Raw genomic sequence first — 16578 nt, 5'->3', positions numbered from 1 at the left:
GAAAACCTACCACACATTTGGTTATGTTGCAAGATAAATTCACTTTTAATAAACTTCAACTTCCGTTAAAATAGTTACCATGAATCAGATACAACAAGAAATTGCAAAAGCACTAATTCAACTTTCAGAAAAAAACTTGATAACAGAAGCAACTGTTGCTAAAAAAATACGAGAAAACCTGAAATTTCATGGAAAGCAAAAAGCTGGTTTATGCTTTCAGGATATTGAAGAAGCCGCTTTTAATATAGAAGAAACAAACAATCTGCATTATTCTGTTCACCTCAATTCTGCAAATGATCTTCTCCTCAAACAATCAGAAAAAGCGGAAGGTCTTAATGCGGATGCAAGAAAACGCCGCCTTGCCAGTGAAAAGTCAATGAGTGTTCTTACAAACGGCGATGTAAAATCTGCGCTTTCAGGTAAAGCAGAAGGATCAAAGCCCTACAAAAAACGTACCGAAAAAAAGCATATGAATGTAAACAAAAATTACGACGACTGGGAATAAATCGAAAACCATTTTTAGAACAAGGAGCTTAAAATGAATAAGATTACAGCAGAAGAATTAAACGAAAATCCATTCAAACTGATTGATAAAGACTGGATGCTTATTACAGCAGAAAAGGAAGGCCGCACAAATATGATGACGGCTTCATGGGGCGGACTTGGTATTCTTTGGGGAAAGAAGGTTGCAACAATTTATATCCGTCGTTCACGCTTTACAAAAGGATTTGTTGATGATGGTGACAGTTTCTCACTTTGCGTTCTCGGCGAAGAATATAGAAAGCAGCTTTCATACTGTGGAACAGCCAGCGGCCGTAATGAAGATAAGATTGCTGCAAGTGGTCTTACAGTTGAACACTCAGATTTTGAATCAGATGGAAATAATTTTTCAGTTCCATATTTTGCAGAATCCCGACTTGTCCTGGTTTGCAAAAAACTCTATGCACAGGAAATGAAACCGGAATGCTTTACAAAATATGGAAAAGATATTCCATCAAAAATGTACGCTGACGATGACTGGCACACAATTTATGTTGCAGAAATCGAACAGGTACTTGTGAAATAATAAAGTCCTGGATTAGAACTTAACAACCTTAGGCGCACCACCGAAACTGTAAATTGTTGCTACAGCGTTCTTGAAATAAAGAACTTCGGTGTTGTCGTCATCTGCTGAGTACATATTCTTCAAATCAGGATAGTGCTCAAGCATATCAACCTTAGCCTCGCGGCGGTCATCACGAACAAGCTCGCCTGCGAGACGAAGCCACTGTCCAGTTGAACCGTCAAAGCAGCAGATTTCTACCTTTGGATTTTTCTGAATCTGCTTTGAAACATCCTTGCTCTTTCCTGTCTGAATGTAGAGCTTGTTGTCAAAAATATTTACAGTTCCAAACGGTCTGTTTCTAGGCTGTCCGTCCTCAACAGTTGCAAGATAGTAAGTTCCGCACTTTTTGATAAATTCGTAGATTTCGTTCATAATGTTTTTATACTCCTTATGTATTTACGGTGATTTTATTATAACACATTTCAGATAGTATGAGTAATACAGAAAAACTATATGGGCGTTACCGAACAGCTGCCTGTGGCATCTGTTCGGTCGCTATGTTCCGGGTTCCGCTATCGCTCCAGCCGCTTCCCTCGCGGTGGTTTCGACAAGCTCAACCACCACTCAGTCCAGTGGCAGCCTTCGGCTCCCTTCACAGCGCTAACGCACCTAAACCGCCGTATAAACTTCAATATGATTTCCTTCTGAATCAACAAACTCAGCAACCCAATTTTTACCAATCTGTGTTAACGGAAAACAAAGTTCTTTGCCAAGAAGTTTTTTCTTCATATTCTCAAGAGAATCAAAATGAATACTCGGAAGACAATTACTACCGAACGTATGTTTTTCTTTCACTTCGTTATAAGCAAACAGATTAAACCTGAAACCATCTATTTCAAAACGACTTCCAACTACACCTTTTTCGGTCACCTTCTGTTCAAAGAAATCTTCATAAAACTGAACAGCATGATCCATATCATCAACACAAATATATAAAGAATCTACACAACAACTCATTTTTCACCTACCTTTTTTATTGGATGTCTTATTACTGTTTTACATTTTTCAGGTACTGTTTTCCGCGGATCACTAAGATATATTTCGTGATGATAACGGTTTTCTGAAAAGTCCAGAGCATAACCGTTTGCTGCTGCAAAATCATCCATTAGCTTTACCGAAGCAGGTTCGTCGTCATACGAACCTAAGTGCATAAGCTGGACACACTCCCCTTCTTCAAAAGGAAAGATCTCTGCACGAGATACATCCAGCCCCTTCTTGTGCACAACACTTTCCTTCGCCCATTCAAAATCTTTATTAGTTACAAAGTCCGGAAGTCTGATCAGCGAAATCCACTGAAACTCTTCCTTAAGAGAATAATTAATTCCAGGCATTCTCACGCCGTTTTTATCCTGCCACCAGAAGCCTTCCAGCGGCGGAACGACATAATCAAAATAGCCTTCAATTCTATGATCACCCATTTTGCTCATTTTTATTGTGTACGAAATTGCATAAAGAAGCTCCAGTGCACTTTTATATCCTCCGCCTTCTTCATTCGGATTTCCCTTACCACGAACCGCCACAAACTGCATCTTTGGAATTTTAACAATCTGTGGTTTTGCTTTTGGAAGATAAAATTCTTTGTATTCTTTTTTGTAGTCAAACGTCATCGTAACCTCCTGATTTCTTCATAAATTATAGAATACAAAATATGACATCAGGATGTCATATTTTTCTCTTATTAACAGATTTTGTTTTCCCTAGTATACTTGAACATTATGAAGAAATTATTCAATGATGGCTGGCATTTTGCCGAGCTTGCTTTAGACGAAGCTTCTATGTATAATGATGAAAAACCGGTTTTCTTTACTCCGGAGCAGTTTTATGATTCAGCTGCAGCGCAAAGTTTTGCGCCGGTGCGTGTGCCTCATGACTGGCAGATTCATCATGTAAATGAACTGTATAAAAACAGCGTGGGCTTCTATAAAAAGAGTTTTTCACTAAGCGCAGAAGAAGTTAACGGCCGTCATTGTGCAATTCGTTTTGAAGCTGTTTATATGAACAGTGCTGTATGGGTAAACGGCAAGAAGGCCGGTGAATGGAAATACGGCTACTCTACTTTTGAACTTGATATTTCTTCATTAGTTCACGAGGGCGATAATGAAGTGCTCGTGATTGCAGTTTATCAGAACTGTAACACCCGCTGGTATTCCGGTGCTGGAATTATCCGCGATGTTTATTTTATAAATACATACCGTGTTTACCTTCCGACAGACGGAGTATATTTTACAGCGACTCCGGCTGAATCAACGGACCTCGCAGGCGAATGGAATATCAAAATTTCTGTAGAAGTTTCTGGTGCAATCAGCGGTCACAAGATTGAAAATATTATTTCAACTACAGACGGAAAAGAATTTGCAAAATCTGAATTTCCTCTATCGCCGGTTCCAGTTCGCGATGAAGAATCAGACTGGCTTCATCAGAATGTGCCATCTCTTGCAACCACTTCTGTTTCGCGTGCACAAGAAGAACTTGCCGTTGAAGCTCCGGTTCTCTGGGAACTCAACGCTCCATTCTTCTATATATTAACTACAAAACTTATGGATAAAAACAATGTTGTAATTGATGAGATTCAGCAGCATTGTGGTTTTAAACTTGCAGAGTTTACAGCAGACAAAGGCTTTTTCTTAAATGGCCGACATCAGAAAATTTACGGTGCCTGTCAGCATCATGATCAGGGCGCACTTGGAGCTGCTTTTCATATTGATGCACTACGTCGTCAGTTCAGAAAACTCAAGGACATGGGGGTAAACTCTGTGCGCTGTTCTCATAATCCGCCGCCATCTGCCTGGATGGACCTTTGTGATGAAATGGGACTTCTTGTTGATGATGAGATTTTTGATATGTGGGAAAAGCCAAAGACCACTTTTGATTACGGAAACTATTTCAACGAATGGTGTGAACGCGATGTTACAAACTGGGTGCGTCGAGACCGAAATCATCCGAGCCTTATCATGTGGTCAGTTGGAAATGAGATTTATGATACTCACATGGGAAACGGTTTTGAAATCACAAAGCGACTTTACACCGCAGTTGTAAAAAGCGACCCGAACAAAAATGCGCAGATTACCATTGCGTCAAATTATATGATGACAGAAGGTGCGCAGAAATGTGCAACTCAAATCGATACAGTCGGCTACAATTATCTGGAACGGCTTTACAACGAACACCATCAGAAAAATCCTGACTGGAAAATCTACGGAAGCGAAACCGGTTCAACTGTTCAAAGCCGCGGAATCTATCACTTCCCTGATTCGCTTAAGCTCGTTACCTTCAGTGACGGACAGTGTTCAACACTAGGGAACTGTACAACTCCATGGGGCTGCGCAAACACACAGACTGTAATTGCAAATGACCGTGACTGCCCGTTCAGTGCAGGCCAGTATATCTGGACAGGCTGGGACTACATTGGTGAACCTACTCCGTATCACACAAAATCTTCTTTCTTCGGTCAGATTGATACCGCAGGCTTCCCTAAAGACACCTTCTATCTTTTCAAATCTGAATGGGCCGGCAACAATACAAAACCTTTCGTTCATATTCTCCCTTACTGGGACTGGAATGAAGGTCAGATGATTGATGTAAAAGCCTACACAAACGGTGAAAGCGTTGAACTTTTCTTTAACGGAACCTCACTCGGCCGCCAGAACATAAATCACAAAGACGGTGCAGAACCGTTTGGTCACTGGATTGTAGAATATCACAAAGGCGAAATCAAAACCATTGCCTACGACAAAGATGGAAAAGCAATTGCTGAAGATATAAAGAAATCCTTTGACGATCCTGCAAAAATTGTACTCAATCCTGAGACCGAAGACGAAACTGGAAAAGCAGGTTCGCTCCACTTCATTCAGATTATGCTCGCAGACAAGGATGGAACACTTGTTGAAAACGCCCGAAACTATATTACCTTCAACGTAGCAGGAGATGCAGAACTTGTTGGCATGGATAATGGTGACTCAACAGATTATGAGGAATACGTTAGTGCAACCGGCCGAAGCCAGACAAGAAGACTTTTTGCAAACAGACTGATTGCAATTGTCCGCTCAAAAAACAACAACTCAAGTTTTGTAATCACAGCCGCTAGTGCAGGTCTTCAGAATGTTTCCCTCAAGTTTGACGGCAAGGAATGGAAGGAAGCTGCACCATATTTTGCAATCCGTCCGGAAAAGGATTTTATTCCAACCCGCAAAATTGAACTGATTGCAGACGGCTCAACAAAACTCGATGCAGCACACCGAGAAGTGCACGTTACCGCAAAAGTTCTCCCGGAAAATGCAAGCATCAAAGAAATAAAATGGAATCCGGTACTCAAGGAATGCGTTGCGAGTGATAATATTGAGGTGTGTGATGGCCTCATCCGTGCCGCCGGCGACGGCGAATGTATTCTCCGGTGCACAGCCCGCAATAACACAGAGTATGACGAAGTAATCAGCGACCTGCCGTTCACCGTAAGCGGCATCGGAACTCAGAAGCGAAATCCTTACACACTCATAGAAGCCTGCCGCTTCGATAAGTATGACGACACAAACAATAAGTCAAAACCTGAAATGTCTCTCGAAAGCGGAATCTCAAACCGTAAGTGCGGCGCAACCTGGGTTAGTTTTGATAAGGTAGATTTTGGTGCAGATGGCGCCGACACTATTCATCTTCCTATTTTCAGTTTCTCAACAGAGTTCCCTATTGAAATCTGGGATGGCACCGGCACAAAGCCCGACACCTCAAAACTCCTCGGCCGCTTCACCTACAAACACGAATCGATCTACAACACATATTCAGAAAATGTGTTTACACTGGATTGCCGACTGTTCGGAGTTCACACAATCACAATTGCCTTTGACTATGATCTCTATCTGCATGGCTTTTATTTTGAAAAGTCACAAAAGGCTTTTGCAAAACTGGCAGCCCTCGACGCAGACTTAATCGCCGGTGACTCATTCACAAAGACCGATATCGCAGTAGAGAAAATCGGAAACAACGTAAATCTTGATTTTGCGAATATGGATTTTGGAGACAAATCAGCCACCTCAATCACAATCTGCGGAAAGTCAAACACCGAGAACAATACAATCAACATCAAGTTCTTTGGCGCAGACGGTACAACATCAACTCAGGTAATCGAGTTTACACATACAGATGATTATGAGGAAAAGACGTTTGAAATTGCACCAGTAACAGGCTTACAGAAAATCAGTTTTGTTTTTCTCCCTGGCAGCAACTTCGACTTCAAGTGGTTCAGATTTAGATAAGATAAACAATTACGCCTAAGATCACCAGCAGCACGACATTATACGCAGTAAATACTGCAAAGTAATTGTCGTGCTGTTCTGCTGTATACAGCTTAAACGAAATCACACTCGCCATAGATGCAATCAGAGTTCCAAGTCCACCTACGTTTACAGCAAGCAGCAGCATCGCACCATTCTGTGTAAAGCCACTCAAAAGCAGGGCAGCAGGAACATTACTTATAACCTGACTAGCTGCAATTCCCGTAATATAAGTCTTAAGCGGAGACGACAAAAGCGACTGAATAAAATTAGAAAACGCCGGCACCGTAGAAATAGTCTTAGTAAAAATAAAGAAGCCCGCAAAAGTCAAAAGCAGACTGTAATCAACCTTCTTGAAAAGTCTCCAGTTGCAGAGTACCATCACAACAACCGTAATGCCCAGCATAATCAGATAATTCACAACATGGAAAACTGTAAGCAGACAAAGGATAAAATCTGTAAAATAAAAGAAAGTGCGGAAATCAACCTTAAGACTTGCCCTCTGAGTCTGCAGTGCGTTACCAGATAATTCATGAGGCTCTTCAAATCCGCCGTGCTCAACAACCTTCCTGCGAGTCAAAAAGATAATAATCACAGCAAGAATAAAAAGCGACGGTACCGCAATTTTTGCTGTCAAAGCAAAAAACTCTAGCGCTGAAAATCCGTAATACGAAAACAGAAAAAGATTCTGCGGATTTCCCATCGGAGTAATGCACGAACCAAGATTTGCCGCCAGAGTCTCCAGTACAATCAGATGCAGCGAAGAAAGATTTATGCGCTTAAAAATCAACAGTGAAATCGGCACAAAGGTCAAAAGTGCAACATCGTTAGTTACAAACATAGAGCTGAAAAACACAAGATATGTCAAAAGAAAATAAAGAGAGCGACGGGTCTTACAAAGACGCAAAAGTCTTGCTGCAATCACATCCAGAAAATTCTGACTCTGGAACGCCTTAATCACAATCATCAAAGAAAAAAGAATTGCAATCGTACGAAAATCAATAGCCTGATAGCAGACAATAGGCGCCGGCCGAATCACACAAACAGAAATCACCGCCAGCAGCAGAGCCGCAAAAAGCACAGTCTCCTTCTTTATAAAATTAACAAAAATTCCAACTGCTTTTTTCATAGTATAAAGAGAATATCACAAACGCATTTTACGAGCAACGGATGTTTTTTTTCATTTGCCGAAACCTTTCTCTTGTTAGTATATTTTATATATAGAGACAAAATTTTTGAGTAACAATTATGAGCGACGAAATTCTTGAAGAAACGATAATTGATGAGGCGACAGCGCTTCCGCCGTCATTGATGAATAACATGGCTGTTTCTGGCGATTTTTATAAGATAGCCTTCCAGTTTCAGCAGATTATGATGATTTATGAAAGCGCAATTAAACAGATTGAAACAAAACTCGACATTCTTAATAAAGAAAGCAGCGTAAACAGAACACGTAACCCTATCAGCACAGTAAAAAGCCGCCTGAAAAGTCCGGAAAGCATTGCAAAAAAGCTTGAAAAAAAGGGCTTCGACATCAGTTTTGATTCCATGATGAAAAATCTCAACGATATTGCTGGAGTTCGTGTTATCTGTCCTTATATTTCCGACATTTACACAGTGCGGGACATGCTTCTCAAGCAGCCAGACCTTAAGCTTATCGTACAGAACGATTATATCGAAAATCCAAAAGAATCCGGTTACCGAAGCCTTCACCTTGTAATGGAGATTCCCGTTTACCTTTCAAAGACCGAACACCATGTCCGCGTTGAAATCCAGCTCCGTACAATTGCCATGGATTTCTGGGCCAGCCTTGAACATCAGCTGCATTACAAAAACGACGCCGAGGTTCCAGACAGTATCCGCCGCGAGCTTTTCCGTGTTGCAGAAACAATCGCCATGACCGACCGTGAGATGGAAGAGATTGCGATTGAGCTTCAGGCGCTGGATTAACGCAAATCTCCAAAACCTCCGATAATCAAATCATGAAACGTTTTTCCCTTTTGATTATCGCGACACTCCTCCTCACTCCGTTATTTTCCGAAGTCTACAAAACCGGCGTAACTGCTTCATACTACGCAGAAGACTTCCACGGTAAACGAACCTCAAACGGAGAGCGCTTTAATATGAACGATTACACCTGCGCTCATAAATCTCTTCCTTTCAATACAGTCCTAAAAGTAACTAATTTAGCAAATGGAAAAACCTGCGAAGTCCGCGTGAATGACCGAGGCCCCTTCGTCGCATCCCGCGAAATAGACCTTTCAAAAGCCGCTGCAATTAAACTTGGAATGATAGGCAGCGGAACAACAAAAGTAAAACTGGAAATTATAAAAAAAGGCGCAAACACAAAAATAAGTCAGCAAACCGCTGCATGCGCCTCAAAGATAATGGCAAAACTCAGCGGCGGCTTCCCGTCAAACAGCAAGACCTCAGCAAACTCAAAAAAGCCCGCCAACATCGCCCCAGGCACATACTGGGATATCCAGCTCGGCGCCTTCAGCTCAAAAGAAAATGCAAAAGAATTCGCCCGCAAAGTTTCCCACGCCGGCTTTAAGAACATAGTTCTCCAGACCTCCGCAAGTAAAGGCATAACCCGCGTAGCCATAAAAAAAGTGCCGGCCAGCAAGGTGACCGACACTCAAAATAAACTGACCGCCGCAGGCTTCACCGAGCAAACCCTGCGACAGCGTAAAGATTAAGCCGAGCCGAAACCCGGCGAATATTAAGATTATACCAATCCCTGAGCAACCATTGCATTTGCGACTTTAACAAATCCTGCAATATTAGCGCCAGCAACGTAGTTAACCCAGTTGCCTTCCTTAGCACCAAACTTAACAGCTGTATCATAAGCGTTGTTATGGATGTTGATCATGATGTTGTGGAGCTTCTCGTCAACTTCTTCAGCAGACCAAGCGAGGCGTTCTGAGTTCTGAGACATTTCGAGACCAGATGTAGCTACACCACCAGCATTTGAAGCTTTTCCTGGAGCATAGAGAATCTTTGCAGCAAGGAACTTGTTTACAGCATCGATGTTAGATGGCATGTTAGCACCTTCAGCAACAAGTTTTACACCGTTCTTCAAGAGCTTATCTGCATCTTCACCAAGAAGTTCGTTCTGTGTAGCACATGGGAATGCACAGTCAACTTTAACTTCCCAAACTTTCTTTCCAGCGAAGTATTTAGCTTCTGGGAACTTCTTAACATATTCAGAGATACGACCGCGTTTTTCACCCTTGAGCTTCTTAACCCAGTCAAGTTTCTTCTGTGTAATACCAGTTTCGTCGTAGATATATCCATCAGAGTCAGAAAGTGTAACAACCTTAGCACCAAGCTGAATAAGTTTTTCAGCAGCGTACTGAGCAACGTTTCCTGAACCAGAAACTGAACATACTTTTCCTTCGAAGCTGTCGCCAACTTTCTTGAGCATTTCCTGAGCGAAGTAGATAAGACCATAACCAGTAGCTTCTGTACGAATCAAAGAACCACCGAATGTAAGTCCCTTACCTGTGAGAACTCCAGTGTACTCGTCGCGGATTCTCTTGTACTGACCAAAGAGGTAACCAATTTCGCGACCACCAACGTTCTTATCACCAGCTGGAACGTCAGTATCAGCACCAATGTGGCGGTAAAGCTCAGTCATGAAAGACTGACAGAAACGCATAACTTCTTTATCTGATTTTCCATGTGGATCGAAGTCAGAACCACCCTTTCCACCACCCATTGGGAGAGTTGTAAGAGAGTTCTTGAGAACCTGTTCAAATCCAAGGAACTTAAGTACTGAAAGGTTTACTTCCTTAGAGAAGCGGAGACCTCCTTTGTAAGGTCCAATTGCACTGTTGTACTGTACGCGGAATCCACGATTTACGTGATACTTACCTTTGTCGTCCATCCAAGGTACTCTGAACTGAATAACGCGCTCTGGCTCTACAAGTCTTTCGAGAATTGCGTTTGGCTCAAGCTCTGGCATTTTTGCAACTACTGGATCGAGAGTTGTCAAAACTTCCTCAACTGCCTGAAGGAATTCAGGTTCGTTAGCGTTCTTTGCTTTTACTTCTTCCCATACACGGTTTACGTAAGCATTTTTCATTTCTATTTACTCCTCGGCAAACACAAAATCTGCATTTAGACATCATTCTGCATAATTATGCATTTCCAAGGTATAAATATACCACAAACCGCGTTTCTATGAAAAGTAGTAAAACCCAAATTCAGCCCGAATTTCGTTAATTTTTATTAAAGTTTTGAAGTAAAAATGAAGACAAAAAAAAGGAGGGGAAAATCTTCCCCCGCTCTTATCGACAAAGGGGTCACCCCTTAAAAACCCCTTCTCCACTCCGGAGGTTCGCCGTCATCAGCCCAGTATTCATCGAGCTCTGCAATTTTATCATTTTTCAATTTTATAAAGCTCACTACATGAAAAGAAGACCCGTCGTCAGCAGAAACAACATGACCTGCAAGAATTATTGTCTCGCCTGCTTTTTCAATACGTTCAATTTCACCTTTCCATTTTCCAGGATAATCACAATTCACCCGAACATATTCCAAAACAGAAAACTGCTCATTAGTACAATGCCATCTGATAACCGCATCATCTGTAAAAAAAGATGGAAGTTTTTCTCTGTTCTGAAGAATCACAGCATTCCAAAACTCTTCAACTTTCAATCTTTCACCCCTCTATCCGTCCAGATGTGCGCTCAATATACCGCTCCAGTCCAGACCGGCCGTCGGCATTCAAAGCTGTAACTTTTTCATTTTTTATTCTATCATCTGAATCCAATTTAAACAATCTGCATTCATTTTTTGAATGTGTTCGTATGCATTAACTTTCTGGCGTTTGCCACTGAGCAGTGTTGTCAAAACTGGAGAAATCAAAGAAATATCGCAAAGTCCCATGTGAACTGTCCCTTCATAATAAATATTTGTATACAAAGGATTATTGCTTTCTAAGAACTTTGCATTATTTTTGTAATCTTTTCTTTGCTTTAAGATCGAATAACTTGAATCAGAATATACATTCAAAAGAGGAACTGTATAATCGCTGTCATCAAAAACAATTTCACCTTCCGAGTTTTCATAAACATCTGCCATAAAAGGAGACTCAAGTGCAATAGCCCCAATAACATCAGTTCTTGAACGAGCCATAGCATATGCTGCAGAACCACCAAGAGAATGGCCGAACATAATAAAATTAACAGGACCATTCTTTTCCAGGTAGTCATCCATAACTGCATTCAAATCTGCTTTTCTGATTCTCATCCATTCTGAAAAGACTTTATATGTAGTTTTCCAGTCTTTATCCGGGTCAATTGAAGATGACTGTTTTAGAAACTCTTTACTCAAACCCGTTTTTCTTCCATCTTCATAAACCATGCTGGAAGCCTGGCCCGGATGCACAACAGCAAGAACTGTATATCCATGACTGGCGAGTTCTTTATAAAATGTACCGTTATTATCCACAGTTCCGCCTGAACCATGAGTCGCAATTACAACAGGATGATTTTCACTGCATTCAAGAGGCTGCCATTTTCTAACCTGAAGCTGACGCAGACTTCCATCATTCAAATATGGATCAGCCTGATTTTCAGTTACCCAATAATCAGTCGAGGAAAACTGATATTTTCCTGTTACAGAAATTTGTTTTGCAGGTGGAAAAATTGCAAAGAAAATAGTCAGAATAAATATTATTATAAAAGAAAAAACAAAAAGAACCTGACAACTCTTTTTAACATTCTTTTTTTTCAGACTTTTCTTTACAAGAAAAAAGAGAACCAGTTCAACAATAAGTAACAGTAAAAAAACAATCATGTTATGCACCTTTTTTAATAGCTATTTACTATTATAACACCTGATGCATAGCAATTTGTTACATATTGAAATTAAAAAGCAAAAATTAACTTTCAAACACCAGTCGGCCATCTATAAAGAGATATTTTACTTTACCAGTAAGTGTACGGCCTTCAAATGGAGTTGCCTTTCCTTTACTGTAGAATTTAGAACTGTCTACTGTCCATTCTTCATCCGGGTCTACAATTGTGAGATCTGCATCGTAGCCAGCTCTCAAAAGTCCCTTATGAAGTCCAAGCAGACGAGCCGGAGCAGCCGACATCAGCTGACTTAAGCGGCGTGGATTAAACTGATTGTCTTTTACGAGAACGCTGTTACATACGCCGTAAGCAGTTTCAAGACCAGTGAAACCAGGAGCACCTGCAGCTTTATCGTCCAGAGTATGAGGAGCATGATCAGTAGAAATTACATCGACAGTTCCATCGCGGAGTGCTTCAAGTACAGCAACGCGGTCATCCTCGCTGCGCAATGGTGGATTTACAAGAGCTCTGATATATGGTTCATCTGTTCCACAAAGAGCAAGATGATGTGGTGTTACTTCACAGGAAACAGAAAAGCCTTTTTCGGTTCTTGTAGTTGGAGCAAACTTTTCGCCGTCTTCAAATGCCTGATATGCAGCATCTGCTTCGTCTGCGTTATAATCCATTTCTTCATCATAAAGTTCATTCTTTGCTTCACGAACTGCATTGATAGAAACTGCTGTACTTACGTGAGCAATATGAACATGGCAGTCAGCCTCTTTTGCAAGCATGATGTTACGAACTGTTGCTACATCTTCAGCAAGGGCAAGGATTTCGTTTGCTTTAGTCAAAGCTAAATCAATGCGGTCCAAAGCTTCTGCATTTGCTTCGTCATCAGCATCAAAATCTTCATCGCCGGTTCCCCATGCAGAAAGACCAACGCCCTTCATAATTTCAAGAGCTTCTGCACGGAATGGTTTTGCCAGTGGACCGAGAGTCATATCTTCACTGTGACAGCTTACAATCAGACCCTTTTCACCAGCCTTAGTCATTGCTTCAAGCATAACACCAGAAGTTGGAACATCACGGCCATCTTCGGTAATTACCGGAACATATTGTTTTTCTACAAAATCAAGATGAGAAGTATCTGTGCCTTCAAAATTCTTTGTAAGACTTACTGTCTGAAAAAGATGTGTAAGCCCGATTGCTGCAGCTTCCCGCTCAATCTTCATTGCCATTTCAATAGAAGAAACAACAGGATTTGTATTTGGCATTGCAACGATGGTACCGTAACCACCAGCAGCAGCTGCGTGAAGTCCGGAGGTCAAATCCTCTTTCTGAGTTTGTCCCGGATAACGCAGATGTACATGCATATCAATAAAAGCAGGAGTCAGAGTAAGTCCATGCGCATTATGGAGTTCGATTGAAGTCTTTTCATCAACTCCGTCTTCGGCAAGTACTGAGTGTGCCATTTTTTCGAGAGTCTCTGAATTGGTGTAATAGCCCTGAAATACAGAACGAATCTTTCCGTCCATTACAAGAACAGCACCTGGAGTGTCCATACTTTCGTCCAGAAGACGCGCATTATAAATTAAAACTACTCTGCTCATATTTTTTCCTTATTTATTCTTGCCACCAGCCAAATATAATGTATCGCAATATTCGCAGCGGTAAACACCTTTTGATTTATCTGTAAGAATAAAAGTTGGTTTTACATAATGCTCAGTCTGTGTAATACAGCGTGGATTCTTGCATTTGAAAACACCCTGTACACGACTTGGAAGTTCCATGTTGATTTTGCGTACGATTTTTTCGTTTTCAATTACGTTTACGCAGATATCCGGATCAATAAAACCGAGCACTGAATAATCAATATTGATAATATTATCGATTTTGATGATATCCTTTTTGCCAGACTTTTCAGAAGAAACATTCTGAATGAGGCAGGATGTAAAAGGAGCTTTATCGAGTCCGAGCCACTGGTAGATTTCCCAGCCAGAACCGGCATGAATGTGATCAATAACAAGTCCGTTTTTAATTGTATTTACGTTCAACATTTTCCCCTCCTCCTTAATCAATAGCTCCAGTTATCTTCGCAATCAAAGCCATTCTTGCGTACATACCGTACTTAACCTGCTTAAAGTAAGCGGCACGTGGGTCGTTATCAACTTCTGGTGTAATTTCGTTTACACGAGGAAGTGGATGAAGAACGATCATATTCTTGCGTGCAAGCTTCATTTTCTCTGAATCAAGAATGTAGCTGTCCTTAAGACGGATATAATCCTGTTCGTTGAAGAAGCGCTCCTTTTGAACGCGGGTCATGTAAAGCACGTCGAGCTGGTCGATTACGGCGTCGAGGCTCTCAACAATTTCATACTGAACGCCGGCCGGCTCAAGAACGTTTGTAATCAGATAGTCCGGAACGCTGAGCTCCTTTGGACTGATGAAGATGTATTTATTTCCCTTAAAGTGACGGAGTGCTTCGGCAAGTGAGTGAACTGTACGTCCAAACTTAAGGTCGCCGCAGAAGCCGACTGTATGATTTTCAAGGCCACCAAGCAACTGACGGATTGTTACAAGGTCGGTAAGGGTTTGTGTCGGGTGATAGTGTCCACCGTCGCCAGCATTGATAATCGGGCAGGCAGAATACTTACTTGCGAGCAGAGCAGCCCCCTCTTTTGGAGTACGCATTGCAATTACATCTGCATAGCTTGAAACTACGCGGATTGTGTCGGCAAGAGTTTCTCCCTTTACTGTCGAAGTATTGTCGGCATCAGAAAAGCCTTCAACTGAACCGCCAAGTCTGAGCATAGCAGCTTCGAAAGAAAGTCGGGTTCTAGTACTCGGCTCAAAAAAAAGTGTCGCAAGAATTTTCCCGCGACACACGTCTTGAAATGATTTAGGATCAACAATAATCTGTTCAGCCAAAGAACAAATTTCTTCGATTTCAGAAACCGAAAGATCATCCGGCTGAATTAAATGACGACCAGTTAGCATTGGTTACTCCGTATAAATTTTCTTAGATATTATCAAAAAACGGGGAATGTTACAATAATATTTCCATGCATGTTTACTGATTATCCAACTCTACGTTGAGAGTTTTCCAAAAATAAATTGTTAGGATTTTTCACCATCTTCTGATAGTATACAATTACCGCGCGGAATTAAAGGCACTCAAAAGATAAGTGCCCCTAAGGAGATAAAAAAATGAAAAACTCAATTGGAAGCAACATCAAATATTACAGAAAGCAGCTTGGTCTTACTCAGGAAGAACTGGCAGGACAGTTGTTTGTAACATCTCAAGCGGTCAGCAAATGGGAAAGTGACGCAGGATTGCCAGATACAGCACAGATTGTTCCACTTGCAAAAGTCCTTAATATCTCAACTGATGCGATTTTTGGACTTGAGCAGGGAAATTACGATGATCTTGCAGCAGCAAAGGTGCATGAAAAATTCCGCGAACTTCGCAGTCAGATTGATAAAAGAAAGGGTGCGCTTGAATCCTGCGAATATCTTCTTTCTGAATGTGAGGCAAATCCTCTGAACTTTGAAATCTATACGAACTTTGTTCAGAGTGTTGCAAACCTCAGCCGTAACATAGAAAACTTCGGCGAATACAAAAAGGGTATGAACGAAACCTTTGATAAATATTTTGATGAAGCCCTGAAGAAATCAGTTCAGGTAATCAGATACTGCAAAGACAGCAACTGTGTTGAAAAGACTCACTTTGCCCTTTCCTGGCTTTATATACAAAGAAAGGAATATGAAAAGGCCCGCGAACATATTGCAAAGCTTCCGAGTGCAAATTCAAATATGCTGCGCGAAAGTATTCTTGCCAAGCTCGAAGGTTTTGAAAACGGCATAGAAGCCCAGCTCAAGGCACAGCATAATAACTCGCAGTCGCTTTGTCTTCCTTTCAACAAGGAGTTTGTATATTCTGCCGAGACCTATTTCTGGAATAAAACAGAAAGCACTCCAGCCTATTGTGAATGGGCATTGAACATCATTTTTGCAGTCTGCAAGGATCCGACAATGAAGCCATACTGCCAGGGCTTTGTAAAAGATTTGTATGCCTTTAAGATTTGTGCAGAACTCAAGACAGGTGCCGACGACGCTGCCCGCAAGGATTTCGCAGAAGTTAAAAAGCTGATTCTGGATTATGTTGATTTCTGTGCAGCCGAGCTCGAACGGGAAGACCTTCTTGCCTGCTACGATGAAAAGGGACTTCTTAATATGAAGCTCTACACAAAAGAAGATGCCGACCGCCGCATTAAAGAACTTGAAGAAAAAATCAAAAACTGGTGCGGCGAAGACGCTTTGAAAAAAGTGTTGTAAAAAAAAAACATCATTGCGAGGAGCGATAGCGACGTGGCAATCCATTAAAGAGATTGCTTCGTCGTTGCAC

16 protein-coding genes are annotated in these 16578 nt (G+C 41.4%); 6 read left to right on the top strand and 10 right to left on the bottom strand.

Annotated elements, in window-relative coordinates:
* The first annotated feature begins 79 nt into the window (after positions 1-79).
* Positions 80-505, top strand: a complete 426-nt coding sequence (locus BMY21_RS06690; RefSeq protein ID WP_074642083.1) for a hypothetical protein — start codon at positions 80-82, stop codon at positions 503-505.
* A gap of 33 nt (positions 506-538) precedes the next feature.
* Positions 539-1066, top strand: a complete 528-nt coding sequence (locus tag BMY21_RS06685; protein WP_074642081.1) for a flavin reductase family protein — start codon at positions 539-541, stop codon at positions 1064-1066.
* A 12-nt stretch (positions 1067-1078) separates the two neighbouring features.
* Here BMY21_RS06685 and BMY21_RS06680 read toward each other — a convergent pair whose 3' ends face one another.
* The 3 genes from BMY21_RS06680 to BMY21_RS06670 all read right to left on the bottom strand — a co-directional run bounded on the left by BMY21_RS06680 (position 1079) and on the right by BMY21_RS06670 (position 2712).
* The gene (locus BMY21_RS06680; protein WP_074642079.1) at positions 1079-1477 is read right to left on the bottom strand and encodes a pyridoxamine 5'-phosphate oxidase family protein; all 399 of its coding nucleotides are present in this window, start codon (positions 1475-1477) and stop codon (positions 1079-1081) included.
* 237 nt (positions 1478-1714) lie between these two features.
* Positions 1715-2062, bottom strand: coding sequence for a VOC family protein (locus tag BMY21_RS06675; RefSeq protein ID WP_074642077.1), 348 nt, complete (start codon positions 2060-2062; stop codon positions 1715-1717).
* Positions 2059-2712 carry a GyrI-like domain-containing protein gene (locus tag BMY21_RS06670; RefSeq protein WP_074642075.1) on the bottom strand — a complete coding sequence of 218 codons (654 nt, stop codon included), beginning with the start codon at positions 2710-2712 and terminating at the stop codon, positions 2059-2061. The genes BMY21_RS06675 and BMY21_RS06670 overlap by 4 nt, the downstream gene beginning before the upstream one ends.
* A 108-nt stretch (positions 2713-2820) precedes the next feature.
* Between BMY21_RS06670 and BMY21_RS06665 the strand changes: the two genes are divergently transcribed.
* Positions 2821-6351 carry a glycoside hydrolase family 2 TIM barrel-domain containing protein gene (locus BMY21_RS06665; RefSeq protein WP_074642073.1) on the top strand — a complete coding sequence of 1177 codons (3531 nt, stop codon included), beginning with the start codon at positions 2821-2823 and terminating at the stop codon, positions 6349-6351.
* On the opposite strand, the gene BMY21_RS06660 is transcribed toward BMY21_RS06665, so the two are convergent.
* The gene (locus tag BMY21_RS06660; RefSeq protein ID WP_074642071.1) at positions 6344-7498 is read right to left on the bottom strand and encodes an SLC13 family permease; all 1155 of its coding nucleotides are present in this window, start codon (positions 7496-7498) and stop codon (positions 6344-6346) included. The genes BMY21_RS06665 and BMY21_RS06660 overlap by 8 nt on opposite strands.
* Before the next feature lie 119 nt (positions 7499-7617).
* Between BMY21_RS06660 and BMY21_RS06655 the strand changes: the two genes are divergently transcribed.
* Positions 7618-8319, top strand: coding sequence for a GTP pyrophosphokinase (locus BMY21_RS06655; protein WP_074642069.1), 702 nt, complete (start codon positions 7618-7620; stop codon positions 8317-8319).
* Between the two features lie 32 nt (positions 8320-8351).
* On the top strand, positions 8352-9068 hold the full coding sequence (locus tag BMY21_RS06650) for a septal ring lytic transglycosylase RlpA family protein (RefSeq protein WP_074642067.1): 717 nt from the start codon (positions 8352-8354) through the stop codon (positions 9066-9068).
* Positions 9069-9097: 29 nt separating this feature from the next.
* On the opposite strand, the gene gdhA is transcribed toward BMY21_RS06650, so the two are convergent.
* From gdhA to pyrB, 6 genes are all read right to left on the bottom strand, one after another.
* Entirely contained in the window at positions 9098-10456 is a 1359-nt protein-coding gene (gene gdhA / locus BMY21_RS06645) for an NADP-specific glutamate dehydrogenase (RefSeq protein ID WP_074642065.1), read from the bottom strand.
* A gap of 227 nt (positions 10457-10683) precedes the next feature.
* Entirely contained in the window at positions 10684-11031 is a 348-nt protein-coding gene (locus BMY21_RS06640) for a nuclear transport factor 2-like protein (RefSeq protein WP_074642063.1), read from the bottom strand.
* 93 nt (positions 11032-11124) lie between these two features.
* Complete coding sequence (locus BMY21_RS06635) at positions 11125-12174, bottom strand: alpha/beta fold hydrolase (RefSeq protein ID WP_074642061.1); 1050 nt, start codon at positions 12172-12174, stop codon at positions 11125-11127.
* Positions 12175-12259: 85 nt separating this feature from the next.
* Positions 12260-13783, bottom strand: a complete 1524-nt coding sequence (locus BMY21_RS06630; RefSeq protein ID WP_074642059.1) for a dihydroorotase — start codon at positions 13781-13783, stop codon at positions 12260-12262.
* Between the two features lie 9 nt (positions 13784-13792).
* A complete protein-coding gene (locus BMY21_RS06625) occupies positions 13793-14230 on the bottom strand; it encodes an aspartate carbamoyltransferase regulatory subunit (protein WP_074642057.1) in 438 nt (145 codons plus the stop codon).
* A 13-nt stretch (positions 14231-14243) separates the two neighbouring features.
* Positions 14244-15170, bottom strand: coding sequence for an aspartate carbamoyltransferase (pyrB, locus tag BMY21_RS06620; RefSeq protein WP_074642056.1), 927 nt, complete (start codon positions 15168-15170; stop codon positions 14244-14246).
* Between the two features lie 210 nt (positions 15171-15380).
* Between pyrB and BMY21_RS06615 the strand changes: the two genes are divergently transcribed.
* Positions 15381-16508 carry a helix-turn-helix transcriptional regulator gene (locus BMY21_RS06615; protein WP_074642054.1) on the top strand — a complete coding sequence of 376 codons (1128 nt, stop codon included), beginning with the start codon at positions 15381-15383 and terminating at the stop codon, positions 16506-16508.
* Positions 16509-16578 lie beyond the last annotated feature (70 nt).

The sequence above is a fragment of the Treponema bryantii genome (assembly GCF_900111035.1).
Lineage (GTDB): Bacteria > Spirochaetota > Spirochaetia > Treponematales > Treponemataceae > Treponema_D > Treponema_D bryantii_C.
Note: the sequence above shows the minus strand (reverse complement) of the source record. Positions and strands in the feature narration are given on the sequence as shown.